General features: G+C 36.2%; 21 protein-coding genes and 1 riboswitch. Of the genes, 3 read left to right on the top strand and 18 right to left on the bottom strand.

Annotation, left to right across the window (positions count from 1 at the left end):
- Positions 1-125: 125 nt before the first annotated feature.
- A complete protein-coding gene (gene lepA, locus G7Y65_RS03530) occupies positions 126-1,907 on the top strand; it encodes a translation elongation factor 4 (RefSeq protein ID WP_150189797.1) in 1,782 nt (593 codons plus the stop codon).
- A 55-nt stretch (positions 1,908-1,962) separates the two neighbouring features.
- Here lepA and G7Y65_RS03525 read toward each other — a convergent pair whose 3' ends face one another.
- The 7 genes from G7Y65_RS03525 to G7Y65_RS03495 all read right to left on the bottom strand — a co-directional run bounded on the left by G7Y65_RS03525 (position 1,963) and on the right by G7Y65_RS03495 (position 9,939).
- Positions 1,963-2,463 carry a QueT transporter family protein gene (locus tag G7Y65_RS03525; RefSeq protein ID WP_150189798.1) on the bottom strand — a complete coding sequence of 167 codons (501 nt, stop codon included), beginning with the start codon at positions 2,461-2,463 and terminating at the stop codon, positions 1,963-1,965.
- Between the two features lie 5 nt (positions 2,464-2,468).
- A riboswitch (PreQ1 riboswitch) is annotated at positions 2,469-2,514 on the bottom strand.
- A gap of 155 nt (positions 2,515-2,669) precedes the next feature.
- Entirely contained in the window at positions 2,670-4,001 is a 1,332-nt protein-coding gene (locus G7Y65_RS03520; protein ID WP_150189799.1) for a dihydrolipoyl dehydrogenase family protein, read from the bottom strand.
- A 129-nt stretch (positions 4,002-4,130) separates the two neighbouring features.
- Positions 4,131-4,703 (bottom strand): TetR/AcrR family transcriptional regulator, encoded by a 573-nt coding sequence (locus tag G7Y65_RS03515; RefSeq protein ID WP_150189800.1) that lies wholly within the window; start codon positions 4,701-4,703, stop codon positions 4,131-4,133.
- A 143-nt stretch (positions 4,704-4,846) separates the two neighbouring features.
- On the bottom strand, positions 4,847-6,352 hold the full coding sequence (locus G7Y65_RS03510; RefSeq protein WP_042493932.1) for a UDP-glucose--hexose-1-phosphate uridylyltransferase: 1,506 nt from the start codon (positions 6,350-6,352) through the stop codon (positions 4,847-4,849).
- A 15-nt stretch (positions 6,353-6,367) separates the two neighbouring features.
- Positions 6,368-7,534: a galactokinase gene (locus tag G7Y65_RS03505; RefSeq protein ID WP_042493929.1), complete on the bottom strand. Its 1,167-nt coding sequence runs from the start codon at positions 7,532-7,534 to the stop codon at positions 6,368-6,370.
- Between the two features lie 24 nt (positions 7,535-7,558).
- Positions 7,559-8,980: a glycoside-pentoside-hexuronide (GPH):cation symporter gene (locus G7Y65_RS03500; protein WP_137600551.1), complete on the bottom strand. Its 1,422-nt coding sequence runs from the start codon at positions 8,978-8,980 to the stop codon at positions 7,559-7,561.
- Positions 8,981-9,123: 143 nt separating this feature from the next.
- Positions 9,124-9,939 carry an AraC family transcriptional regulator gene (locus tag G7Y65_RS03495; RefSeq protein WP_042493927.1) on the bottom strand — a complete coding sequence of 272 codons (816 nt, stop codon included), beginning with the start codon at positions 9,937-9,939 and terminating at the stop codon, positions 9,124-9,126.
- 195 nt (positions 9,940-10,134) lie between these two features.
- On the opposite strand from G7Y65_RS03495, the gene G7Y65_RS03490 reads away from it, so the two are divergent.
- Complete coding sequence (locus tag G7Y65_RS03490) at positions 10,135-10,791, top strand: NAD(P)H-binding protein (protein WP_042493925.1); 657 nt, start codon at positions 10,135-10,137, stop codon at positions 10,789-10,791.
- A gap of 40 nt (positions 10,792-10,831) precedes the next feature.
- Here G7Y65_RS03490 and G7Y65_RS03485 read toward each other — a convergent pair whose 3' ends face one another.
- The gene (locus G7Y65_RS03485; protein ID WP_150189802.1) at positions 10,832-11,941 is read right to left on the bottom strand and encodes an SLC13 family permease; all 1,110 of its coding nucleotides are present in this window, start codon (positions 11,939-11,941) and stop codon (positions 10,832-10,834) included.
- 202 nt (positions 11,942-12,143) lie between these two features.
- The gene (locus G7Y65_RS03480; RefSeq protein WP_165314626.1) at positions 12,144-15,077 is read right to left on the bottom strand and encodes a lectin-like domain-containing protein; all 2,934 of its coding nucleotides are present in this window, start codon (positions 15,075-15,077) and stop codon (positions 12,144-12,146) included.
- 310 nt (positions 15,078-15,387) lie between these two features.
- Here G7Y65_RS03480 and G7Y65_RS03475 point away from each other — a divergent pair, with 310 nt between their 5' ends.
- Positions 15,388-16,836, top strand: coding sequence for a helix-turn-helix domain-containing protein (locus tag G7Y65_RS03475; protein ID WP_165314625.1), 1,449 nt, complete (start codon positions 15,388-15,390; stop codon positions 16,834-16,836).
- A gap of 65 nt (positions 16,837-16,901) precedes the next feature.
- Here G7Y65_RS03475 and G7Y65_RS03470 read toward each other — a convergent pair whose 3' ends face one another.
- The 9 genes from G7Y65_RS03470 to G7Y65_RS03430 all read right to left on the bottom strand — a co-directional run bounded on the left by G7Y65_RS03470 (position 16,902) and on the right by G7Y65_RS03430 (position 26,183).
- Positions 16,902-18,101 carry an SAM-dependent methyltransferase gene (locus G7Y65_RS03470; protein WP_137600554.1) on the bottom strand — a complete coding sequence of 400 codons (1,200 nt, stop codon included), beginning with the start codon at positions 18,099-18,101 and terminating at the stop codon, positions 16,902-16,904.
- A 136-nt stretch (positions 18,102-18,237) separates the two neighbouring features.
- Positions 18,238-18,507, bottom strand: coding sequence for a 30S ribosomal protein S14 (gene rpsN, locus G7Y65_RS03465; RefSeq protein WP_042493910.1), 270 nt, complete (start codon positions 18,505-18,507; stop codon positions 18,238-18,240).
- Positions 18,508-18,509: 2 nt separating this feature from the next.
- Positions 18,510-18,659, bottom strand: a complete 150-nt coding sequence (rpmG, locus tag G7Y65_RS03460) for a 50S ribosomal protein L33 (RefSeq protein WP_002827335.1) — start codon at positions 18,657-18,659, stop codon at positions 18,510-18,512.
- A gap of 184 nt (positions 18,660-18,843) precedes the next feature.
- Positions 18,844-19,479 carry a hypothetical protein gene (locus tag G7Y65_RS03455; RefSeq protein ID WP_141926725.1) on the bottom strand — a complete coding sequence of 212 codons (636 nt, stop codon included), beginning with the start codon at positions 19,477-19,479 and terminating at the stop codon, positions 18,844-18,846.
- A 136-nt stretch (positions 19,480-19,615) separates the two neighbouring features.
- Entirely contained in the window at positions 19,616-23,053 is a 3,438-nt protein-coding gene (locus G7Y65_RS03450; RefSeq protein ID WP_165314623.1) for a pyruvate carboxylase, read from the bottom strand.
- A gap of 159 nt (positions 23,054-23,212) precedes the next feature.
- Positions 23,213-23,386 (bottom strand): hypothetical protein, encoded by a 174-nt coding sequence (locus G7Y65_RS03445; RefSeq protein ID WP_165314621.1) that lies wholly within the window; start codon positions 23,384-23,386, stop codon positions 23,213-23,215.
- 63 nt (positions 23,387-23,449) lie between these two features.
- On the bottom strand, positions 23,450-24,682 hold the full coding sequence (gene pepT / locus G7Y65_RS03440; protein WP_042493902.1) for a peptidase T: 1,233 nt from the start codon (positions 24,680-24,682) through the stop codon (positions 23,450-23,452).
- Positions 24,683-24,697: 15 nt separating this feature from the next.
- The gene (locus tag G7Y65_RS03435) at positions 24,698-25,495 is read right to left on the bottom strand and encodes a Nif3-like dinuclear metal center hexameric protein (RefSeq protein WP_165314619.1); all 798 of its coding nucleotides are present in this window, start codon (positions 25,493-25,495) and stop codon (positions 24,698-24,700) included.
- A complete protein-coding gene (locus G7Y65_RS03430) occupies positions 25,482-26,183 on the bottom strand; it encodes a tRNA (adenine(22)-N(1))-methyltransferase (protein ID WP_042493897.1) in 702 nt (233 codons plus the stop codon). The genes G7Y65_RS03435 and G7Y65_RS03430 overlap by 14 nt, the downstream gene beginning before the upstream one ends.
- Positions 26,184-26,192: the final 9 nt, after the last annotated feature.

Here is a 26,192-nt window from a genome sequence, read left to right as displayed (position 1 = left end):
AAGCAACAATGTTTTTAAGCAGATAGGTCAATTTATTATTCGGATATTGCCCAAAATAAAATTAGAAATCAATGCCATTTAATGAAAATGGTATAATATGAACACAACACATTTAAGGAGTTAAAATGTCTACACGTCAAAAATATATTCGCAATTTTGCAATTGTCGCTCACATCGATCATGGTAAATCAACCCTTGCTGACCGTATTATGGAGATGACTAATACAATTTCCAAACGCGAAGCACAAGATCAATTACTTGATGATTTAAGTGTTGAAAAAGCACACGGGGTTACCGTTAAATCTCGTACGGTTCGTAATTATTACGTAGACGAGCATGGGGATGAATATCAATATAATTTAATTGATACTCCTGGTCACGTTGACTTTAATTATGAAGTTTCACGTAGTTTATCAGCAACCGATGGTGTATTACTATTAGTTGATGCAACCAAGGGTGTGCAAGCCCAAACTGTTGCCAATTATCGTTTGGCAAAAGAAGCTAATCTAGTAATGATTCCAATTGTTAATAAAATTGATACAGCTGCAGCTGAAGTTGAAAATACCATCACACAATTAGGTGATTTAGATGAAGCATTTACACCTGATCGTATTTTAAAAATATCAGCTAAAAGTGGTTTAAACGTTTCAGAAGTTTTAACGGCAATTCGTGATCAAATCCCTGCACCAACTGGTGATGCACAAGCAAATCTACAGGCATTAGTATTTGATTCAAAATTTGATCCTTACAAAGGTGTTATCGTCCAAGCCCGGTTAGTTGATGGCACATTAAAAAATAACGATCAAATATTATTCATGGCAAATCAAGTTAAGTCCGGAATTAAAGAAATGGGTGTTTTTGCGCCATTAATGACACCTATTAAAGAACTTAAAGCTGGCGATGTTGGTTTCATTGTCACTGGTATTAAAAATCCAGAGGCTGTTAAAGTTGGTGATACTATTACATTGGCTAAGCACCCAGTAACTGAAGCTTTACCTGGTTATCAAGATGTTGAACCAATGGTTTATGCTGGTTTGTATCCTCGTGGTAGTGAATTTAAAGATTTAAAGGTCGGCATTGAGAAATTAGCTCTAAATGATGCGGCTTTTCAATATGAACCTGAGCAATCTGAAGCATTAGGCATGGGCTTTCGTGGTGGCTTTTTAGGTATTTTTCACTTACAAATCATTCGCGAACGTCTACAACAAGAATTTGGATTAGATGTTTTAACAACTATGCCTAATTCTACCTACCGTGTAACAGTTAAAAACCAAGATGAACCTGTCTACGTTGAAAATCCAATACAATTCCCTGATTACGGACAAATTATTGAAGTTCAAGAACCTTACATGTTAGCTAAAATGACCATGCCAAATGAAATGTTGAACGACGTGATGCGGCTAGCGGAAAGCCGACGTGGTGAATTAGTTGATTTAGAAACAATTGGTGCTATGTTGTTAGTTACTTATCGCATGCCCATTTCTGAAATTGCCTATGACTTCTTTAATGAACTTAAATCTGTTTCACATGGTTTTGCAACCCTTTCAACAACTTTTGATCAATACCAATTCTCCGATTTAGTACGAATTGATATTGCTATTGATTATGCCAAGATTGATGCATTGACATTTGTCACGCATCGTTTAAAGGCAACGCGTATGGGAATTGAATTAGTGGATAAACTAAAGGACTTGATTCCACGTAAATTACAAGCTATGCCCGTACAAGCAATTATCGAAGGTCGTGCCGTTGCCCGTGCTGATGTACCACCATTACGTAAGGCACAAGCATCTGGTACCAAGGTCTCTAAAAAGCAGCAACAAATGCGCCGTCAAGGTCTTAAAAAGAGTGATATTGAATTACCTCAGTCAGTGTTTGACGCCATTTTAGAAATGAATAGCAATTAAATATACACAAAAACACGCTAGGAAAAGTATTTGTTACTCCTAGCGTGTTTTTAATTTATTTTTCTAAGTTAACAGTACGACTAATTAGGTAAACAATGATGGCACCAATAACTAATGCTGCAAATTCGCCTAAAGCCGTCCAGGCATAAGTTGCCCAGAATGGTACTTTAGCCATATAGTATAGCTCTGCTGCGATAATCCACATCATCAATGAATCAACAATGGTACTAATTGCCAATCGCGCAATAATACTGTTAACACGCTTAGCTAGTACATAAGAAATCGATAACATTAAAAACGTTTGCAATGTCCCGACAATCATATCGACAATACCATATGGTGACCAAATATTAGCAATAAAGACACCTAATGTAATTGCTAAGATATAACGTTTATTAAACACTGCTAAATGATTAAATGCTTCAGAAAATCTTAATTGGACAGGACCATATGATGCAAATGGTAATGCAACCGTTGCAACAACATATAAAGCAGCAATTACGGCTGTAACTGCAATATTTCTAGCCGAACTAAATTGAGAATTTTTAGAATTCATGTATCTTACTCCTAGTTTTTTATGAGTGGGATGGTTACGAACCACTGATTCTAAAAATATCACTATCTGCTAGTAAAATCAACAACTACTCAATTTTCAACTGCTAATAATCGCAATATTAGGCACAAAAAGCAACCAAATCCATCAAGAATTTAGTTGCTTTTTTGGCTATTCAAATTAATAATTCTATTATCAAGATTTAAATTTTACAATTGACCCCAAGCTTGTGAAGCGATTGATGGGAATAAGTAAACCATCCGTTCAAGTTCAGTTGCACCAAACTTAAATTCAATAGCTGGTAACAAAGCATTGATAACATCTTCAGCCTTATTTGAAACTTCAGTTGCACCGACTAATTTATGATCTTGATCAAAAATCAATGTGTTCTTACCAATAGTTTCCTTATCAACTTGACGATACCAATCACCTGACAAATCATTTTCAACTACTGTATACTTATCTGGATTAGCCTGAGCTTCAGCAACTGTAACGCCTGCCTTTGCAACACGTGGTGATGTAAAGACAACTGATGGAATAACTGGATAGTCAATTGCATCAGTCGTTTCACCAGCAAAAGTATGCATCAAGTAAGTTGACTCAAAGATAGCAGTTGGTGTCAACTTTGGTTGTGTCTTATCGATAACATCACCAGATGCATAAATATTTGATACTGATGTACGTAAGTGATCATCAACCTCAATACCTTTTTCGTTATACTTAACACCGACTTCTTCCAAACCTAAGTCAGCAACATTAGGGTTACGACCAGTAGCGTCAAGTACCCAATCAGTATCCACATTTAGATCAGCACCACGAACGACTAAGCCGTTGGCACCACCAACAATTGCTTCTACTTCAACGCCACGAACAAATTTAACACCCTTTGATTCTAATTCACTAATAATCAATTCAACATAAGGTTGGTGGTATGCACGCAAGGCTTGATCACCATGTGTGATAACCGTTACTTCAGAACCAGCTGCACTAGCCATTGTAGCAAATTCCATAGCAATGTAACCTGCACCAATAACAGTAACGCGAGCAGGCATTTCACTCAAATTCATAAATTCTTCTGAATCATGAGCCAAATCAGAACCAGGAATATCTAGGCGGTTTGATTGCAAACCAGTTGAAATCACAATGTTTTCAGCAGTCTTTTCTTCACCGTTTACTTTAACAGTGTGGTTGTCTACTAATGTCCCACGTCCGAATAAAATATCTACGTTAGATGAATCTAGCAAACCTTGAATAAAATCAGGCAAACCAGCAATAACCTCATGCTTGTGTTCCTGGTTAGCTGCCCAGTTAATTGCAACATCTCCAGTAACAATTCCATGTACTTCTTCTAAATGACGCTTTAGCGCAACTGGTGAATCCAAAACAATTTTAGCGTTACATCCGCGATTAGGGCAAGTACCACCAATTAAGTCTTGTTCAACAACAGCTACTTTCTTCCCCTTAGCTGCTAATGGAATGGCACCATCAAAAGTACCATGACCACTACCGATATATAATACATCATAATCAAATGCTGTCATTTTTTGTCTTCCTCCCGTGGAATTGTACGAAAATTCTCAATCTGTTGGTATCTCTTATATCAACAACTACATCTAGTATATAAGAAAAATACTAACAATGCATATATTTTAACTTAAATTTATTATTATTTACTTAAAGATAGCACGCTTTGCCATCATAATAAATTCAGTTACCTCTTCTTCTGAGATAGTTAATTTGTTTTGAATCCGTGACTGCAATAACCATTGCATTGGTTGAATCGTTTGGGCAACAATCAAATCAATACTACCTGTGACTAATTTATGTTGTCGATACGCCTGTGTAATAATCGTCAGTAATTCACTGTTAAGTAACGAACCACTATTTTGTAGTTCCGCTGGTAAAAATTGTGGATTAGCTAACATTGCTCCTAAAAATTCAACCTCCCTAACATTATTTCTAAAACGATCCGCATACTGTTGTAATACCTGTGCAAACTGTTCCTCAAGTGATAAACTTTCATCTGGCATCACCATATCATTAATTAATAAATTTTGAACTTGCTGAAATAGTTTCCCCAATAAATCAGCTTTATTATCATAATAGACATAAGCAGTTGCAACAGATACACCGGCTCGTTTTGCCATTTTATTAATACTTAAATTAACAATACCTTGTTCTGCGACTAAATCTAAAGCAGCATTTGATAATGCTGTTATTTTGTTTTCATCTCGTTGTCTCATACACTCATTCTAGCTTGTTTTGATGAAAAAAATAAGAGTAAATATTAAAATTAACACTTCCCTTATTTTTTACGACAATTAAAAAACTCGTAAAACTGACATAGGTGCCAATCTCACGAGTTATTTATTAAAAAAATTTTTAATTATTTAGTACTAGTTAAAAAATCAATAAATCGATTTAGTCCCGCTTGACCAGCTGCATCGGTTTTATAAACACCTGCATCTTCAAGAACACGAACAAATACTTTACCAACTTCTTCTTGTACAATTTCGGTAACATTAGCCGGACTTGCTTGACGAGTATGCTTAATGTCTTGTGCCCATTCACGGTGACTCTCAGCCACTTCTTCTATCGTTGCACGATCAACTAAGAATTTCTCTACTTGTTGCAATTCCATTAATAAACGAGCTGGCAAAATTGCCAATCCCATTACCTCAATCAAACCGATATTTTCTTGCTTAATATGTTGCACATCAGCGTGGGGATGAAAAATTCCCATTGGATATTCATCTGACGTACCATTATCTCGCAAAACTAAATATAACTCATATTGATCATCTTTAAATTGTGCAATTGGTGTCACTGTATGTTGACGTTCACCCTTAGCACTTGTCGCATTAATCATCAATGATTCGTCTGAATAATTTTCCCAAGCACGACGCAAATATTCACCAGCAGTAACAACATCAGCTGCATGCTTTGCAGAAACCTTAAACGCTGTCATTGGCCAATTTAGAACTGACACTGTGACATCTTCATAATCAGGCAACTTAATTGTTTGCTTAATTTCAGCCTTCATCATCGGAAATTCATGGCGACCTGCTTGATAATGCTCTTGTGACAAAATTGAACCACCAACAATTGGCAAATCAGCATTCGAACCAACCATGTACATTGGATAACGCGTAACAATTTGCATTAAGCGCGTAAACGTCCGTTGCCCCATTTCCATTGCTTGACGCTTGAAATTAACAAAGATAGCATGTTCTTCAAAGTATGCATATGGTGAATAATGCCAACCCCAAGTCTCACCACTAAAGTCATCACGAATAAATCGGTGCGTTAATCTTGGTGCTGCCGTTACGCTACCGACATAACCTTCGTTAGTATAGTCCAATGCTGTTGGTGGATAACTCGACTTTGGTGCACTTGCAGCTGCTTTAATTTCTGCAGTCGTTTTTTCAGGTTTTGATAAATTGATTGTTATTTCGATATCCCCATATTTTGAATTATGAGTAAATGCAATATTACGGGCTATATCTTTAACTTTAACGTTCTCAACCGACTCACTAATAAAATAATAATATTTAACAGCTTGTTCAGGATCAACAGCGTACAACCGTTCAAATTCAGCAGCTAACACATCAGGTGTTGGTGTCACAATGTTTAATAATTGTGTCCGATTAATAGCTTCTTGCCATCCCATGTCAAATGAAACATCTTGAATAGCAATTAGTTTATCAGCTAGCACACTTAAACTTGTATCCGTATTACCCACTAAACCTTGTTCAAGACTGGCAGCACCAATCTGAGCTAATACTAAATTAGTTCGATATACCAATTCTTTTTTTGAATAAGCGTGCATGTCCAAGCCCCATGCAACAAAATCTACGACTACTTGGCTTTGTTCTTCATTCAATGACTTCATATGCTATTATGCCTCCTACAAGGCGTGGGTACCATCTACAATGTCAGCAACCAAGAATGATGCTTGGTAGCCAATTTTTTCATTATAGATTTTATCAACTGCAGCCACAAAGTTTTCTGATTCTGACTTTGCAACTAAGGCCAAAGCACTACCACCAAAACCAGCACCCGTCATACGCGCTCCTAGTACACCAGGTTGTGCTAACGCGGCATCAACCAATGTATCTAATTCAATCCCCGTCACTTCATAATCATCACGTAATGAAATGTGTGATGCAGTTAATAATTCACCAAAGCGCACCATATCGTGATCTGACAAAGCAGCCTTAGCCAAAACCGTTCGCTCATTTTCAGTAACAGCATGACGTGCACGACGTTGATTTACAGGACTACTAATATGATCAACAATCTTCTCAAATTCTTCAGAAGTTAACTCACCTAGCGCATTAATATCCACAATTTTTTGTAGTTCTTCTAAAGCAGTTTGCGTCTCGGCACGACGTTCGTTGTATTTTGAATCAACTAGCTCACGCTTTTTGTTGGTCGTCATTATAACAAGATCATAATCACCGAAGTCAGCAGGTACCATTTCATATGCCATTGAGTTAGTATCTAAGAAAATGGCTTGCTTTTCTTGACCAAAAGCAATTGCAAATTGATCCATAATACCAGTTTGAAGACCCAAATAATCATTTTCAACAGCCTGACCAAGTTTTACTAATGATAATGTATCCATACCATAGTCAAATAAGTCATTTAACATAACCCCAATTAATAACTCTAATGAGGCTGATGATGACAAACCTGACGCAGTGGGCATATCACCAACAATTGCTAAGTCAAATCCACGAGGAACTTCGTGACCTAATTTTCCTAGTTCACTAATAACCCCACGTACAAACTTAACCCAACTGTCATATGCACGTAATTCTAAATCATCTTTCGCAAAACTTACAACCCCTGCATCTTTAAAGTTTGCTGAAAACGCATGAATTTCATCATCATCACGTAATGAAACAGCTGCATAAGTTCCAACACTAATAGCCGCTGGAAATACGTGACCACCATTGTAATCAGTGTGCTCACCAATTAAATTAACACGTCCTGGTGAGAAAAAGAAATGTTCTGCTGCATAACCAAAACGACGTTGGAATGATTCGCCTAGTTCTTTTGTAAGTGTCATAATTTTAAACTCCTAATTCTTTAATTAATTTTTGTTTGCCTCTTCTTCATGTAAACGCTTTTCAAGTTCAATAACAATTTGTGCATGCTTCTTTTCTGTCAAAGTTACTTTAAACCAGTAAATAATAACAGAAATAACAATCAAAATAATTGGAATATAGAACATAAACAAGTTAAATGATTGCATCCCAGCTGATGTAATATCTTCTGGTTTTGCAGCTCCAGTCATACCAGCAGCGACAGCAGCTATACCAACGATACCATTAGCAAAAGCACCTGCTAACTTATCAATCAATGGACGTAGTGACAACGTAACTGATTCGTTACGGATACCTAACTTCCATTGTCCATATTCCACTGAGTCAGTGATTGTCATCAAAACAACCAAGAACAGAATAGGATATGGTGAGAAGAACAAAGTAATGGCTAGCAATACCAATGGTAAACTATTTGCTGAGAACAAGAATAATGCATATCCGACTAACATAATAATTGCGCCAGATAAGAAAATGGTACGACGTGACAAATACTTTGAAATAGTTGGGAAAATTGCGACGGCAATAATTCCTTCAATGGCTGTGAAAATACCCACTAAGTAGAATTTATCACCTGCACCCATAACGTACTTGAAATAGTACAATAACATTGAATTTGTTGAGACGTATGCTAGTGCAAACAAGAAGTATGACAAAGCTTGCCACATTAATTGATCATTTTTAGCAACGGCTGTAAAAATTTCTTTAATACCAGACTTTTCCGTATTTCGGCGAACAATATTGTCTTCTTCTTTAGTTCCCCAAACAGTTAATAATGTTCCTACGTAAGCAACAACAGCAATCACAATTGCAAACCAGAACCAACCAGTCTTTGTTTCAGCATGTGAGCCTACAAAAGCTAATGAGAACAATGTTACTAATGGAATAACAACAATTTGTACACCTTGCTGTCCTAGCGTTGAACCAAAACGAGCGATTGTTCCAAATTTTTCACGCTTACGACTATCCAATGATAAAGCTGGTAGCATTGACCAGAAGGCAACGTCTTTAAATGAATAAAAAGCATCCAACGTAATAAAGACAATTCCAAATAGCACGATATACAATACTGGGTGACTAACGTTTAAACCACCAAAATCTGTAAAAATCACAACCAATAAGATTGAACTAATCAAACCAGCAACTACCAACCATGGCTTAAATTTTCCCCAACGGGTACGTGTATTATCCACGATTCCCCCAATAACAGGATCAAAAATAATTTCCACAATTCGTAACGTAACAATCAATCCTGTTACCCAACCAATCATCTTATCATTAAAGCCAGTATCCGACGTATTAAATAATTGACTCGTTACGAACATCATAAAATAAGTACTTAATGTTGCGTAAAACGCATCATGACCAAAAGCTCCTGCCGCATAAGACAAGTACTGTTTTGTCTGTTTCATAAAAAAATTCCTCCAAGCACATATATGTGCATTTCTTACATTAATAATGATAAAGCGCTTTCAAGTTTATATTTGTTCTATTTTAACCAAAAAAAAGGACAAAGTGAAACTTTGTTTAATAGATTAACCAATATTTACGTCCATTATGTCTGCCATTTCCTAAAATTTAGTGGTGTTACCCCTGTTTTTCTTTTGAAGACACGACTAAAATAAGCGGCATCTCGAAAACCACTTTCATTGGCAACTGCCACAACACGCAAATGCTTTTGTGAGACAAGTAATTTTTTAGCATGATTAATTCTAATTTGTAATAAATATTCTTTAGGACTTAGATTAATAATTTTTTGAAACAATCTATCTAAATATTGAGGTGTCACATTAACATGTTTAGCAACCGCCGTAATTGTTAAGTGATCTGTAAAATTTTCTGAAATATAATTCATGGCAGGCTTTACATATCGTTTGAAATCAGGGTGATTAACGTCGACATGATACATTTCTTCATGACCTAATGATAATAGTAAATAATATGATAAGGCTGATACCCATTCATTATCAACGGGCTGTTGATCTAAATTTTCTATAATTTTCTCAACTTGTTGCGTAAATTTTGCGCCTCTTTCAGGAGCAATGTAAACATATTCACGATTCATTATTTGCTGATTAAAATCTTCAGCAAATTTACCTTGAAATGTAACAAAAATAACTTCCCAACCTTCATTTTGATTTACTGGTTCATATCGATGTGGAATACCCGGCGAAACTAAGACGCCTGCATTAGGTGGTAAAACTAAATGTTTATTACCTATCCAAAAGTTACCAGATCCATGTTGTGTTTGTAACCAATGAAAATGGGGAAATCCTTGATATCTAATAATTTGATCTTGTTGCCATTCTGCTCCAATATGTTCAACAGTTACCGGAAACTCTTGGGCATCTAAATTGAAATATGCTCGCATATTTTTCTCATTTCTTCTTTAATTTTTAACGTATTTTCATCATTATGAAATTTTAAAATACAATTGCTAGCTACATATATATCATTTTATTCTTTTAGCTATGGTTTGCCTAATATTTTTTTAGAACATTGCTTTTTCAACGATTTACTTATAAAATGTAATTAAATAAATTAAGTATCTACAGGAGGTTTTTTTATGACCAAAGTTGGTATTATTGGCGCAACCGGTATGGCTGGTGCAGCAACATTCAAAGCTGCCCTTACTGCAGGCTTAGACGTTACGGCTATCGTTCGTAGCGCAGACAAAGCTAAAGAACTACTTGGTGCAGATATCAAAGTAATTGAAAAGGACGCTTTTGATTTAACAAAGGTTGATTTAGAACAATTTGATGTGGTCGTAAATGCTTTTGCAACAGCACCTCAACAAGCATATCTTCACACAGATTTAGCGGCACACCTAATTGCTGAATTACGTGAAACTAATGCACCACGTATTATCTTTATCTTAGGTGCTGGTAGCACTTTTGTTGGTACTGGTGATGACCGTCATTACGCTTATGATGACATCAAATCTGATCCTGAAAATGCTGCATGGCAAAGTATTCCAGAAAATCAATTATATGAATTTAACTTCCTTAAAGATGTTAAAAATGTTAACTGGGTTGGTGTGTCACCTGGTCAATTATTTGTTCCTGGTGAACTTTCTGATAATATTCTTTATGGTGAAGATGATATGCTATTTGACGATAATGGTAATTCGCAAACAACTAGCGATACCATGGCAAAAGCAATTATTGATGAAATTACTACACCAAGCCACAAGCAATCACGTTTCATTGTTACAAACGGTTAATTAAAATATCCCCCGCACAGTTGTGCGGGGGATATTTTAATTAATCACCAATCATTAATAAACCAACTCCAACTAGAACAAAGATGACTAAAAAGCATAGATTAACAACCATTAACTTAAGTGGAAACGCTAATGATTGATGATCTGTTTGTTGCTGGTATTGACGCCAGGCTAATAAATTTGCCAATGAAGCAATTATCGTTCCCAATCCACCAATAGATACACCCAAATAAACGGCATACATATGATCAGTAAAAGCACTCAACAACACTGCTGCTGGCACATTACTAATCACCTGACTTAATCCAACACCCGAAGTAAAAGCACCTATTTCAGTCATCGTTAATTTTTTAAATAGCGATACAATTATTGGTACACGACTTAAACCACCCACAATTAAAAATAGTTCCATGAATAAAATAATAATGCCATAGTCAACAGTTACAAAATTTTTATAATCAATAACAATTGTTAATATGATACTTGTCAACAATGATATGCTAATTGGCACTAAATGCAACAACCCTGCGAGTACAATAACGCTACCTATTAATAACAATATTGTCTGTTTAATCCGAATATTCGGTATTGTTAAAGTTAAATCATCTAATGGTTCTGATTTAAATAAATAACTACTCAATAATAAGCTAATCAAACTAATAATACCTAATGGCAACGACATTTTAAAGAATGCCCCTGCATTCAAATGATAATAATTTGCTAGAAAAATATTTTGTGGATTACCAAAAGGTGTTATTGAACTTCCAAGATTCGCAAATATTGTTAGCAAGATAATTGGTAATACCGGTTTAATATTAATTTTTTGAGCAATAACGATAAATATCGGAATAAACGTTAGAATAGCAACATCATTTGTTAAAAGCATGGCACCAAAGAAAACCAACAAAAAGACTGTTAATTGTACTTGCCTGGTTGTTTGACATTTTTTTATAATGATTATTGCAATATATTTTAACAAATCTTCTTTTTCAAATAATCCGATTAAAATCATTAATGATAATAATGCACTAATTGTTTGAAAATCTATATCTTGAATCTTGACTGATCCAAAAACTAACATAAGAACCAATAAAAATGATGTTATCCATAAAGTACGATCATTTATAATCTTCGAAATAAATACTGGCATTTGACATTTCCCTATTTCATTTTCTAGATAATATAGTTAATATTTATTAACTTTTAAATTTCAGTATAACAAACCCTATATAACATAGTATACGCCTAACTTACTTTTTAAAAAAATAAGCAGCAACTTATCATATCATTCGTGATAAGTTGCTGCTTCAAATTTATACGCAACGACGTTAATAATTATTTATTGACTTATTTTAATCATCAAAGTTTTTCTTACTACCTAAACCAACTAAGCTTAACAAAATGGCTAATATAGACAATATCGATACACCAATTTTCTTAGTATTATATTGGCTATCATGGACACCAGTTTGAGGCAAGTCTGGTTTATCTGTCCTTTTATTCTCACCCGCTATTGTCGTCTGTGATTTTTCTTGAAGCGACTGATCAAATATTGTTTGACTTGTTGCTTGGCCAAATACTGAGGTTGTTTCATCTAGAACATTGGGTTCATTTAGTGTTTCAGATGAATTTGATTCAGAATTTGGTTTAATGACATCTTTTGGATTATTTGGCTTATCTGGTTTTATCGATATGCCTGGTTCCTGGTTCATTGTATAGATAATCGTTTGTTCATTATCTTGACTATCATAAGTTAAGCCATCAATGACTGCACTGTTGGCTTGACTTGACGTGTAACCCGCAATGACAGGTGATTCCTTACTATCGAAGTTATCCTTGCCATCAACTGCTTGCCAACCATCGTCTTGCACGATTTCACCAGTCACTTTATCCACCTGGATTTGGTGCGTAAAGTGAACGGCATCAGTCTTATCAGCGGCTGCCATTGTCCCATCAGCGTATTGGTAATGAATTGTTTGGTGCACATCAGCTGTCAAGGATGTCTTATCGGTCCCATCAGGCCACTTTGGTCCATCCGGATCTTCTGGATTAATTGGTGTGCCAGGTTCTTGGGGGTTGTCCGGATTAACCGGTGTCACACCATGCACGAAGTGCACTTCATATTGCTTAACCCCACCAGCTTGATCGTAAACCACACCATCAGTTGGATAGTTATCGGAAACCAATTCATAACCTTGATTCTCATAGCCTGTAATCTTATCCACTGTTCGGTAATCATCAGTTGTCCCGTAAGCACCGCTTAATTGATCCGCACTAATCACGTCACCCGTCGTGTCATCAATATAACTAACTTGGGCTTTTTCTTCATTGGCCGTGTAGATAATCGTTTGTTCATTATCTTGACTATCATAAGTTAAGCCATCAACTGCCTCACTGTTGGCTTGACTTGGCGTGTAACCCGCAATGACAGGTGATTCCTTACTATCGAAGTTATCCTTGCCATCAACTGCTTGCCAACCATCATCTTGCACAATTTCACCAGTCACCTTATCCACCTGGATTTGGTGCGTAAAGTGAACAGCATCAGTCTTATCAGCGGCTGCCATTGTCCCATCAGCGTATTGGTAATGAATTGTTTGGTTCACATCAGCTGTCAAGGACGTCTGATCACTGCCGTCTGGCCACTTTGGCCCATCGGGATTTTCTGGATTGATCGGTGTGCCGGGTTCTTGGGGGTTGTCCGGATTAACCGGTGTCACACCATGCACGAAATAAACAGCATAATTTTGATCAACACTAATATCATTATCAAATACTGATCCTGGTGTAAATTCATCACTGTCCAGAATATACCCTTTATTTTCATAATTATCTATTTCATTACTAGTAGTGTATTCAATGGTACTCCCAGATTGTCCCGTTACTTCATCAACAGATAATTCCTCTCCTGTTGTCTTATCAAAATAATGCACATATGCTGTTTGTCCTGCTACATAATTAAATTCATCAATTCTAAATTGTTGTAAATTAGTTGCCCCACCAGTAGAACCTGACATCATAAATGCAGCTAACTTATTATTAAAATTATTAACATCTACTTCTTGTTCCCAAACGAGAAAATTATTTCTTTGTTTTAAAGTAATCGTCATTCTGTGTGAATTTCCATTATAATCAATTAAAAAATCATGAAAATCACCATCATAAATATTGCGATCTAATATTTGATAACCGTTTTTCCCTTTTTGTTGCTCAGTCTCTGCCCACCATACATTATCTCTACCACCTTGTGGTTTCTTATACGTTGTTGTCACAAAACTACCAAAAGGACCACGGACAGGATCCTTATCCCAACCAAACTTATTTGATTCAGTTGTAGCGTTTGAATTTGGTCGAGTTGCACTGTTATACCAAGAATCTAATTTAAATCCAAAAGCGTTTTCCAGCCCAGCAATCCCTAAGTTACCACCTGAAATACCGACATCACTGGTTTTACCATCATGGAAAGCAATACCAATACCATCAGCACCAGAAGCATTAGCACCTAAATTAACAGACCCTGACAAAGTAAAGTCATAATCTAAATTAATCTTATTTTTAAGCGTAAAATTTCCAACTTGATCTTGTCTATTTTTTGTTAAAGTGACAATACCGTTTTTCTTATCATAGCTAGCATCTTTATTCAGAACAAAAAAATCTAAGAAGTTATCTTTTGTAATTTTTGTATAGTCTTGATTAATATCTGCCAATTGATTAATTGCATCCTTGTAAGAAAGTTGAACAATACTATCTCTGTCATGATTTTGCGTTACCAATCCAGCTTCTGGTGTTGCTAATCCAGTTACAGCAGCCGCGCTTTTTTCTGCAGGTTCTTCTGTTGCTGCTACTTCACTTTCTGGTACAACTTCTTCCGTTGTTGCCGCTTCACTTTCTGGTACAACTTCTTCCGTTGTTGCCGCTTCACTTTCTGGTACAGCTTCTTCCGTTGCTGCTGCTTCACTTTCTGGTACAACTTCTTCCGTTGTTGCCGCTTCACTTTCTGGTACAGCTTCTTCCGTTGCCGCTGCTTCACTTTCTGGTACAGCTTCTTCCGTTGCCGCTGCTTCACTTTCTGGTACAACTTCTTCCGTTGTTGCCGCTTCTGATGTCAAACTTTTGCCATCAATGTTTCCGAACTGCTTAGTCCCAACCGTAGTAATATCCTGATCAGCATAAACATTAATATCCATGCTAGTCAATCCAATGCTGATTATCGTAACAGCTAAACCTGTAAATACCCACTTTTTACCATCTTTATACATTTTATAATGAATTTTATTTTGACCCATTATCAAATCCCTCATCTCATTTCAAAATTCCCCAATTAATAATTTAACTGAGCACAAACTAGTTAAATATTATTCATTAGGAAAGCCTTTTCATAAAAAAAGGAATCGATAATAAAATATCAACTTTTTATGAATTTAAAAAAATAAGATAATTTTTGTTACTTTTTATTAGTATAAAAAACGCAAAAATGATGTATAACAGTATTACTAAACAACACATATTAAAGTACTGTTAATTAATAGTTACTATTTGAAAAAAATCTTCAAATATAATATGATTCGTTTATTAAAATTTTAGGGGATTATTTTTATGCTTCCATACTATGCACACTTCATTGATGATGACCAATATCAGGTTATTCGCTTTTTTGAATTATTTTTTAACACACGAAAGCATACCTATTCAATTGAACAACTACAAAAAAACCTTGGACTAAGTCGATATAAAATTAAAGATATTATTGCCAATGGTACGATTCTTAAAGAAGAAATTTCTAATTTAAAACTATCTGTTGATCAAAATATTGTTACTTGTGAAGATATTGATCAATCTATACTAAGAGAAATCATCACGCAATCAGCTAAAAAATCTATAAAGTTTCTAATATTCTTACACATTGTTTTAAATCCTAAACAATTATCAGATAATGAATTCCAATCTGAGATTGGGATTAGTTCAGCAACTTATTTCAGATTAAAAAAACAATTAAAAAGTGATATTGGTAGTAAAAACATCAATTACCTTAAGGAACACGAATCCCAGTTGAGATACATTAGTTTTCGTATTCTTGAATATTTTGATTTTTTTGCCAATCCTTTACTACAAAACACTTTACCTGAAGATTTTATAACCAAAGTAAACAACAGTATTACGTATTCAGCCATATTATTAGGCAATACACCTAATAATAGTCAACGACAACAAACATTACATTTTGCAATTGTTAATTTTTTCCGTTCAATCCAAAATAAGCATAGTTTGGATGAAAATGATAATCAATCTTTATTAAAATTAAATCCAAGTCATAAGCTCGACTTATTTAATAACCATCTAAGAGAAACTTGGCGTATTCCTCAAGGAGAACATCTTTTACAAACAAGATTGTTTATTACTTTTCTGATTTCAGTACAACAAATACCTCTGGAAAATCTAATTGTGTTAGCCCATCATCAAAATATTATTAATTTAACTGATAGTCAAACTAAGTTAACTAAAAAAATTATTGATACTGAGGTAGATATTGACAAATTTAAAAATTTTTACAAACAGCTTATTGAAATTAATGCAAAATCAATATCGCCATTTCTGATTATTGACTTATTAACCCAACACAATTGGTTTCCAGAAGAAATTGATAATAATGCCAATATTAAAAAATTAAGACATGCCTTGATCAAGACATATATGAAAGATACTAACTTTGGCAGTGATAAAGTACCATTAAATTATATTTATACGCAATACACACTAAATATTGCTAATGAACTTTTCCCTCATTATTATGAAAGTCCTATTTACATAGCTGTCGATTTTTCACAACAATTACGTGAAAATTACGTTATTAACCGTTTAGAAAATTCAAAACGGTTAAATATTCATATCGAAAAAAGCACCTCTAATAAAACTGATATTTTAATATCAGATACGCATGATCCAAATTTTGAAAATGAATTTATTTGGAAAGACGATCCTGACATTATTGACTGGATTAACCTAGACGAATTCATTCAATCGCAACATGAAGAAAATAACATTTAATTATTTTTTATTCCAAATAAAAAGCCGAGCAGAACCCCAACAGGTGCTACTCGGCTTTATTTATTTTATTTATTATTATCACGAGCTGTCATATAAGCGCGATTCATTGGCAAATCATGGCCTGCAGGTCCTTTAGTAATTAAGAATTGCATGACATCAATATTACCTGCTTCAAATGAAGCTGCACATGCTTGTAAATACAAGTCCCACATACGAGCAAATTGTTCACCGTACTCTTTAACGGTCTCATCATATACTTTATGATAATTTGCTGTCCAGTGTTCCAATGTCTTTTGGTAATGACGACGTAATGGTTCAAGATCATCTAATTGCAAACCAGCATCCATAATGTGCGTCATATTTTCAACGACGTTTGGAATATAGCCACCAGGGAAAATATACTTTTCGATAAATGGATCAACTCCTGCACCATAATGTTGCCCTGTAATACCGTGAATTAAAGCACGACCATTAGGCACAAGATATTTTGCAACATCTGCAAAATATTCTGCCAAGTTATCCTTACCAACATGTTCAAACATTCCTACAGATGTAATGTAATCGAATTGTTGTTCAATATCACGATAATCTTTTAACATAACGTGAACTTTATCTTCCAAGCCTAATTCTTTAACACGTTGGATCGTGTAATTATATTGTTCTTCAGAAAGTGTTACACCATATGTTTCAAGATCATAATCTTGTGCAGCTGTAATAATCAAAGTTCCCCAACCTGAACCAATATCTAGCAGTTTCTTGCCTGGTTGACTGTTTAATTTATCTAAAATATGGTGGACTTTAGCAATTTGGGCTTCTTCTAATGTCATATCATCACGTGCCCAATAAGCACAAGAATATGTCATTGTGTCATCCAACCATTTTTGATAAAAATCATTTCCAATATCATAATGACTTTGAATATCTTCTTTAGACGTTTCTTTATCGTGGGAAGACGTAAATTTTGACAGTAATGCACCAGTAAAGCCACTTTGATCCGTCAAAAAACTATCTGATTGATTATATGCTGCTTTAACAAGTTCTTGAATACTACCATCAATTTCAATATCTCGTCTCATGTACGCTTCGGCTAATTCTAGTGTTGGTACTTTTGCCATGCGCTTTAAATCAAGCTTTTTGTTAAAAGTAACATGAATATCAGATTGACCTTGACCATATTCTTCAGTCTTGCCGTCCCAATAGGTTACCTTAACAGGTACATTAAACGCACTTGCTAATAGCTTATTTAAAACTTTCTTTTGTAACATACTTTTTAAACCTCACAAACAATAAAATATATATACCTCTATTGTACGCCTCTGTGTCAAGGACATATAAAACACAAATAAAAAAAAGAACCGCCACATTAATGTGGAGGTTCTTTAATGCTTTATGGTAAAAATTTTACCATGAAGCCTTCTTAACACCAGGAATTTGACCCTTGTGTGCCAATTCACGGAAGTTCAAACGTGACATACCAAACTCACGCATGTATGCACGTGGACGACCATCAATCTTATCACGACGGTGGATACGAACAGGTGAAGCGTTGCGAGGCAACTTTGACAAACCAACGTAATCCCCAGCAGCCTTTAGTTCAGCACGCTTTGCAGCGTACTTCTCTACAGTTGCTTCAATCTTCTTTTCCTTAGCGATCTTTGACTTTTTAGCCATGATTACTTTACCTCCTTGAACACTGTAACACGACGCAACTTTGGAGAATATTTCTTAAGCTCCAAACGGTCTGGCGTGTTACGACGGTTCTTAGAAGTCAAGTAGATACGCTCACCGGTTTCGGCGGCTTCTAATAAAATGTTAATGCGCATTAACATAACTCCTTGAATTTATTTGCGGGGTGCCCCCCGCCACTAATTTGAACGACAGGATCAGCTGCATTAAACTAACCCCCAAGCTTGCGCCGTTACAATATAGCTAGTAAATTACAAATACTTATATTACACATGTTTTAGCGAAATAGCAAGACTTTTGCTTGAAAAAATAAATATTATTTTATGATTCAGCTAAACGCATAAAATACCAACTAACAAATCCCATTGCAACAGCTATAACGTCATTAGCTATAACATCTAGAAAACCATTCACCGGCCAGCCCAGTAGTGTGACGACATATGTTAGAAAATTAAACAAGATATACAAAATACCTAATAAGGTTACTGCATTGCTTAGTGACTCAAACTGATTTTCTTGAGCTGAACGTCCTAATTGTATCAAGCTAACGCCCAATCCAATAATCACCAGACCAAACACAACATCTCTAACAGAAATCGGCGTCACTGTAATCGCAACGTCTAATGTAATTGGCCACACAAATTGTAAAACCATCCAAATCAACCAAATTAGTGACAACCAACGTAGATCACGGTTGAATTTATTCTTTTTGGTTGCAATGGCATATTTAATTAATGAAATTAGTGTTACTAAAATAAGCATCCCCGCAATCAATTGCAACATTCTAAAGCCCAATTCAAAGGGGGTTCCTTTAGCAGTCAACATAGCTACTGGATACGGACCAATTTTATAAGTTGGCCATGCCAACGTTCCAAGGACACTTTGTAGTATCAATAACAGACTTCCTACCATTCCTGCCCCAATAATAATTTTTTTCTGCCACCACAGTTGCATCATTTTCTCCTCAATTGTATAAAATAAAAAAGAGCAAAAGCCCTATCACCAATATAACGAAAATTTTTTTGAACAGCAAGCTCATAAAATTAACTTTATCAGATGAAGTATCTTTACGCTCTTTATCATCACTAATAATTTAATTAGATTCTATCTCTAATAATAAATCACCACCGTCAACGACATCACCATCAGCAACATGAATTTGCTTAACAATACCGTTAAATGGTGCTTGAATGGTTGTTTCCATCTTCATTGCCTCGGTAACCAACAACGTATCACCTTGCTTAAACGTCTGGCCATCAACCACATCAACTGACAAGACACTGCCCGCCATAGTGGCACCAATCTCATTTTCATTAGTTGGCTCGGCTTTACGTCTTACTATTGTTGTTGTTTGAACACTTGCATCTTGTACATCAACTTCTAATGGTGTTCCGTTAACATCAAAGTAAAGCGTCCGAATACCTTTAGCACTTGGTTCACCAATTTCATCAAGTTGGAAAATAGCTGTTTTGCCAGTGCCTAATTGGACATCTACTCGTTCACCTATACGCATTCCTTGGAAAAAAGTTGGTGTATCAAGCAATGTCATTGGACCGAAGTTATCAAATTTAGCAACATAATCCAAGAAAACCTTTGGATACAAAATATAAGAAATTACTTCTTCTGGCGTTGGCTGACGCTTTAACTTACGTGCCAGAGTTGCTTCTTGTTGCGCAAAGTCTACGGGTTCACTTAAAGCACCTGGACGTACAGTAATGGGTTTGCGTCCCTTCAAAACAACTGATTGTAGCTCCTTAGGGAAACCACCAACAGGTTGTCCCAAATCGCCGGCAAAGAAATCAACGACTGATTGTGGGAAATCAATTGTTTGCCCTTCAGCAAGAACCTTTTCAGGCGTCAAATCATTTTGAATCATGAACAAAGTCATATCCCCAACAACCTTAGATGATGGTGTCACCTTAATAATATCGCCGAACATTTTATTAACTGTAACGTACATCTTCTTAATATCAGACCAGCGATCTCCTAAGCGTAACGCTTGTGCTTGTTGTTGTAAGTTAGAATACTGACCACCAGGCATTTCAACTTTGAAAATATCCGTTTGTGTACTGCTTGTTGCACTCGCAAAGTCACGATAATAAGGGCGCACACTCGTCCAATAATCATTAATTTTATTTGCAGCATCAACATTTACTTCAGGTTGACGCTTATTACCACTTAATGAATAATAAACTGCCCCCATTGAAGGTTGTGACGTTGCACCAGAGAAAGCGGACATTGCCACATCAATAATATCAACACCCGCATCAACCGCGCGTGCATAGGTGTACACACCATTACCAGTCGTATCATGTGTGTGTAGATGAATTGGCACATCGACTGTATCTTTCAATGCACTAACTAATTGATAAGCAGCCTCTGGCTTTAATAGTCCAGCCATATCCTTAATCGCAATAATGTGTGCACCAGCATCAACTAATTCTTGTGCAAAATCAGTGTAATACTTCAAATTATACTTTGTACGACTTGTATCTAAGATATCACCTGTATATGCCATGGCAACTTCAGCAAGTTTATTATTATCACGAACATATTGAATTGACTTTTCCATCTGTGGTAACCAGTTCAAACTATCAAAGATACGGAATACGTCCATCCCATTAGTTGCTGCTAATTTAATGAATTCTTGCAATACATTATCTGGATAATTTTGATAACCAACAGCGTTAGAACCTCTAAACAACATTTGTGTCAATGTACGTGGCATCTTCTCACGTAGGATACGCAAACGTTCCCAAGGATTTTCTCCCAAGAAACGATAAGCTGTGTCAAAAGTAGCACCTCCCCACATCTCACTTGAGAATAAATTAGGCAATGCATTTTGTACATCTGTTGCAATAGCTGCCATATCTTTTGTACGCAAGCGTGTTGCAAACAACGATTGATGGGCATCTCGCATTGTAGTATCTGTTAGCAATACCTTATCTTGTTGTTTCAACCAATCAACCACACCCTGTGGACCTTTACTATCTAAAACATCCTTAGCAGTTACCAAATCACTTGGCAAAACAATGTCTTTAGCTGGTTCAATAGTGTTTGCGGTATAAATTCTTGGTCGGTTATGATCCAAACCTGGGAACCCGTTAACAGTCGTCTCGGCAACATAGCGTAATACCTTACGTTCAGGATCCTTGTCTGGCAAAATTTCAAATAATTCAGTGTGCTTATCAACAAAAGTTGTTGGTGCTGAAGCACTTCTAAATGTTGGATGCGCAAAAACATTCTTCAAGAATGGAATATTTGTTTTCACGCCACGAATAACAAACTCATCCAATGCGCGCTGCATTTTATCAACAGCCGCTGTAAAATCAGATCCGCGTGTCACTAACTTAACTAATAGTGAATCAAAATATGGTGTAACCGTTGCGCCTGCAAATACATTACCTGCATCTAAACGGACACCAGTTCCACCTGGTGAACGATACCACTCAATTTTACCTGTATCAGGCATGAAATCATTAGCTGGATCTTCTGTTGTAATACGTGATTGAATTGCAACACCATTAGCTGTTAATTGGTCTTGCATCGGGATATTCAATGGAGCTTCATGTAGACGATAGCCCTGAGCAATTAAAAGTTGTGATTTAACGATATCGACACCCGTCACCTCTTCTGTAACGGTATGTTCAACCTGAACACGTGGGTTAACTTCAATGAAATAAAAATTATCACCCTCTACTAAAAATTCAACCGTACCGGCATTTTGATAGTCAACACTACGCATTAAACGTAGTGCAGCATCTTGAATACGTTGTCGCATATTAACAGATACTGAAACCGCCGGTGCAAATTCAATAATTTTTTGATGGCGACGTTGAACGGATGAGTCACGCTCGAATAGATGCATAACCTCCCCATGTTCATCAGCTAAAATTTGGATTTCAACGTGTTGTGGATCCTTTAGATATTTCTCTAAATAAATATCAGGCTTACCAAAACTTTGTTGTGCTTCCGAAGCAGCACGTTCAAACGCTTCTTTAAGTTCTTCAGCATGCTCAACAACTCGCATACCACGGCCACCACCACCAGCAGCTGACTTAACAAACAATGGATACCCATGCGTTTCACCAAAAGCTAATGCCTCAGCGACATCCGCAACGGGATGATCTGTACCAGGAACTGTTGGTACATCAGCCTTTATAGCTGTTTGCTTAGCAACAATTTTGTCACCAAATATTTTTAAATGTTCAACTTTTGGACCGACAAATTTAATACCAGCTGCTTCAACTGCAGCTGCAAAATCAGCGTTCTCTGATAGAAAACCATAACCTGGATGAATTGCATCGGCACCGGCTTGCTTTGCAATACGGATAATATCATCAATATCCAAATATGCAGCAATTGGGGCTTTGCCTGCACCAACTTGATATGCTTCATCAGCCTTAAAACGATGAACGGCAAATTCATCTTCTTTTGCAAAGATTGCTACCGTTTTTATTCCGAGTTCCTTAGCTGCTCGAATTAAGCGAACAGCAATTTCACCTCGGTTTGCAATCAACAACTTTTTCATTTAGTTGAATCCCCCGTGTCTTTGTATGCCTACCTTATTTTCACATTTTATGATAAACATCTAATTTATTTTACCAAAAAAAAGCGCTATACACTACCATAAAATAGTATATAGCGCAAATATTACGGTTTTTAAGTGGCTTAAACCGATAAAAGCAATTTAATGTTTGTTTTTGACTTCTTCAAACTCTCCGTCAAAAACATCAGCACCCGGTTGAAAATTATGCCTAGCATTTGCTGCATTTATATTGCGAGCTATCATTTTTTTAGTACGTCGTAAGCGGACACTCCAGCCAATCCAAACAGCTAATATAACAATTAATAATAAAAACATTTAAATTCTCCCAACTTTAGTCTAACTACAGTACCTAGGATAACTTAAAATATACTTAGTTAATTATTCAGCGTTTAGTGTTGCAATTTTAACAACTGTATCAGCCGCTTGTTGCATAACTGTCGTTGAAACATACTCATAGCGACCATGCATATTTTCACCACCAGCAAACAAGTTAGGTGTTGGTAATCCTAGGAATGTAATCTTTGAGCCATCAGTACCACCACGAACTGGTTCAATAATTGGTTCAATATCCAACTGACGCATCGCTTCAGCTGCTAAATCAACAGATGTCATATCATCCTTTAGCACTTCACCCATGTTGTAATATTGATCTTTCAAAGTCAACTTAATACGATCAACACCCAATTCTTTATTCAAACGATCAACAATTTCAGTCATCAAAGTCTTACGAGCTTCGAATTGTTGACGATCATGGTCACGGATAATGTAATCCATGCGCGCATCTTCAGGAGTTCCTGTCAAACTCAACAAATGGAAGAAACCTTCACGACCTTCTGTCAATTCTGGTCGGTCACCTGCCGGCAATGCATTATGTACATCAATGGCTACCTGTAATGCATTAACCATTGTATCCTTAGCTGTTCCTGGGTGTACGTTACGTCCTTGGATTTCAATTACTGCTGAAGCAGCCGAGAATGTTTCCCATTCAAGTTCACCCAATGGGCCACCATCAACTGTGTAAGCAAAGTCTGCGCCAAATTCAGCAACGTGGAAATTATCAGCACCAATACCGATTTCTTCATCAGGTCCAAAAGCAAAGACCAACTTACCATGCTTAGCTTCTGGGTGCGCGATTAGATATTCAGCAGCTGAAATAATTTCAGCAACACCGGCTTTATCATCGGCACCTAACAATGTTGTACCATCAGTTGTAATTAATGTATGACCTTCATATTTCTTTAATGAAGGAAAATCTTCCACTGTTAATGAATATTCATCATTTAATTTAATCTCCGATTCACCATCATAATCAGTGACAAACTGTGGTTGTACATTTTCAGCAGTAAAGTCAGCTGTGTCAACGTGTGAAATAAAGCCAATTGTTGGTACTTCTTTATCAGTATTAGCAGCTAATTCTGCAAATACATAACCGTCAGCCATGGTACGAACATTTTCTAAACCGATTTCTTCTAATTCAGCTGCCAAATCTTTCAGAAAAGCAACTTCTTTAGGATCTGAAGGAACTGTCTGTGAATCCTCATTTGATTGTGTATTAACCTTCACGTAATCAATAAAGCGATTAATTAAATTAGGATATTTTTCTTCTGTCATGTTAAATCTCTTTCTTTAAATATAAGTATATGGATCTGTATTAATTGTTGATGAAAATACATCATCGATGTCCCAATGATTTTCTTGTTGCCATTTTTTAATCAGACTAACCATCTTATCTTTAGCAATAGCTTCCATATGATGATCAGGATCAATGACCACAAAATCATCTGCCAAAACATCATGCGCAGTATGATAATAAAAATCAGCCGTAACATAGGCATCAGCACCAGCAGCTAAAGCAGCTGGATACTCATCCCCACCGTCACCACCAAGCACTGCAATTCGTTGAATAGGACGTTTTAAATCTTTTGCAATCACGCGCACTGCCTTAACCTGGAATAGGTCGCGAATAAACGCTGCATATTCGGCTACAGTTTGTGGTTGTACCAATGTTCCAATTCGGCCCAATCCAGTCTGACCATCTGCATTTGGAATCAATGGCGTGACATTTTGAAGTTTTAGCGCCTCAGATAGCCAATCATTCATCCCACCTTTAGCAGCATCTAAATTGGTATGTGCTGCATAAACCACAATATTGTGTTTAATCAAATCGGCATACATCTTGTTTTGTGGAACGCTTAAGTCTAAATTCTTAGCTGGTTTAAAAATCATGGGATGATGTGCAAAGATAAAATCAACATCTTTATCAATAGCTTCTTGCACCACTTCTGGACGAACGTCTAAAGTCGTCATAATACGATGAATTTCTTGTTTAGCATCCCCAAGTTGTAAGCCAATTGGATCTTTTTCCCACGCCAATTCTTTCGGTGCGTATGCTGCAATTTGCGCAATAAGCTTATCGGCTTGCATAAACTAACGCCTCCATAATGGTTTGTAATTCATGTTGATAAGATTGATATGCTTCCGTATCGGTTTTATCAGCAGTTTCCAGATTCTTCATAATACTTTCAATTCTGTTAGCTTCACGTTGCCATTTTTCCGTCCAAGCTGCTGACGGTTCTGTTAGATGATAAGGACCAAATTGTAATTCACGCGCTGAGTAAGTTACATTTCCCGGTTCAGCTACCAAAATTTCATAATAATGTCCTTCGTCAGCAACAACTGCTTCATCTACTAAACGATAACCATTTTCTGATAACCAAGTACGTACTAAATCAACATCAATGTTAGGTTGTAAAACCAAACGGTGATAGCGCTTAGTCTCTAATTGGCCATCAGTCAAAATTTGACAAATCAAGCGTCCGCCCATGCCGGCAATGACAACTGTATCAATTAAATCGTTGGTTTCGATGGCAGCCAAGCCATCAGCTAAACGTGGTATTAAACGATCGCCTAATCGATGACGCTGTACTTCAGATTTCACGTTAGCAAGCGGTCCAGGTGCCACTTCACCTGCAATCGCAAACGATATTTGATTATTTAATAATAAATTAGCTGGTAAATAAGCATGATCTGACCCAATATCAGCCAAACGGGCTCCATCAGGTACAAAATTGGCTACTGCCGCTAAACGTTTTGACAAATGCCAAGCGTCCATTATTCATCC

The organism is Weissella sagaensis (assembly GCF_010306265.1).
Classification (GTDB): domain Bacteria; phylum Bacillota; class Bacilli; order Lactobacillales; family Lactobacillaceae; genus Weissella; species Weissella sagaensis.
This window is presented reverse-complemented; position numbering and strand designations above follow the sequence as displayed.

Coding starts and splice junctions, on each gene's coding strand:
- lepA (WP_150189797.1), top strand. CDS start 126: ATGTCTACACGTCAAAAATATATTCGCAATTTTGCAATTGTCGCTCAC.
- G7Y65_RS03525 (WP_150189798.1), bottom strand. CDS start 2,463: ATGAATTCTAAAAATTCTCAATTTAGTTCGGCTAGAAATATTGCAGTT.
- G7Y65_RS03520 (WP_150189799.1), bottom strand. CDS start 4,001: ATGACAGCATTTGATTATGATGTATTATATATCGGTAGTGGTCATGGT.
- G7Y65_RS03515 (WP_150189800.1), bottom strand. CDS start 4,703: ATGAGACAACGAGATGAAAACAAAATAACAGCATTATCAAATGCTGCT.
- G7Y65_RS03510 (WP_042493932.1), bottom strand. CDS start 6,352: ATGAAGTCATTGAATGAAGAACAAAGCCAAGTAGTCGTAGATTTTGTT.
- G7Y65_RS03505 (WP_042493929.1), bottom strand. CDS start 7,534: ATGACACTTACAAAAGAACTAGGCGAATCATTCCAACGTCGTTTTGGT.
- G7Y65_RS03500 (WP_137600551.1), bottom strand. CDS start 8,980: ATGAAACAGACAAAACAGTACTTGTCTTATGCGGCAGGAGCTTTTGGT.
- G7Y65_RS03495 (WP_042493927.1), bottom strand. CDS start 9,939: ATGCGAGCATATTTCAATTTAGATGCCCAAGAGTTTCCGGTAACTGTT.
- G7Y65_RS03490 (WP_042493925.1), top strand. CDS start 10,135: ATGACCAAAGTTGGTATTATTGGCGCAACCGGTATGGCTGGTGCAGCA.
- G7Y65_RS03485 (WP_150189802.1), bottom strand. CDS start 11,941: ATGCCAGTATTTATTTCGAAGATTATAAATGATCGTACTTTATGGATA.
- G7Y65_RS03480 (WP_165314626.1), bottom strand. CDS start 15,077: ATGGGTCAAAATAAAATTCATTATAAAATGTATAAAGATGGTAAAAAG.
- G7Y65_RS03475 (WP_165314625.1), top strand. CDS start 15,388: ATGCTTCCATACTATGCACACTTCATTGATGATGACCAATATCAGGTT.
- G7Y65_RS03470 (WP_137600554.1), bottom strand. CDS start 18,101: ATGTTACAAAAGAAAGTTTTAAATAAGCTATTAGCAAGTGCGTTTAAT.
- rpsN (WP_042493910.1), bottom strand. CDS start 18,507: ATGGCTAAAAAGTCAAAGATCGCTAAGGAAAAGAAGATTGAAGCAACT.
- rpmG (WP_002827335.1), bottom strand. CDS start 18,659: ATGCGCATTAACATTTTATTAGAAGCCGCCGAAACCGGTGAGCGTATC.
- G7Y65_RS03455 (WP_141926725.1), bottom strand. CDS start 19,479: ATGATGCAACTGTGGTGGCAGAAAAAAATTATTATTGGGGCAGGAATG.
- G7Y65_RS03450 (WP_165314623.1), bottom strand. CDS start 23,053: ATGAAAAAGTTGTTGATTGCAAACCGAGGTGAAATTGCTGTTCGCTTA.
- G7Y65_RS03445 (WP_165314621.1), bottom strand. CDS start 23,386: ATGTTTTTATTATTAATTGTTATATTAGCTGTTTGGATTGGCTGGAGT.
- pepT (WP_042493902.1), bottom strand. CDS start 24,682: ATGACAGAAGAAAAATATCCTAATTTAATTAATCGCTTTATTGATTAC.
- G7Y65_RS03435 (WP_165314619.1), bottom strand. CDS start 25,495: ATGCAAGCCGATAAGCTTATTGCGCAAATTGCAGCATACGCACCGAAA.
- G7Y65_RS03430 (WP_042493897.1), bottom strand. CDS start 26,183: ATGGACGCTTGGCATTTGTCAAAACGTTTAGCGGCAGTAGCCAATTTT.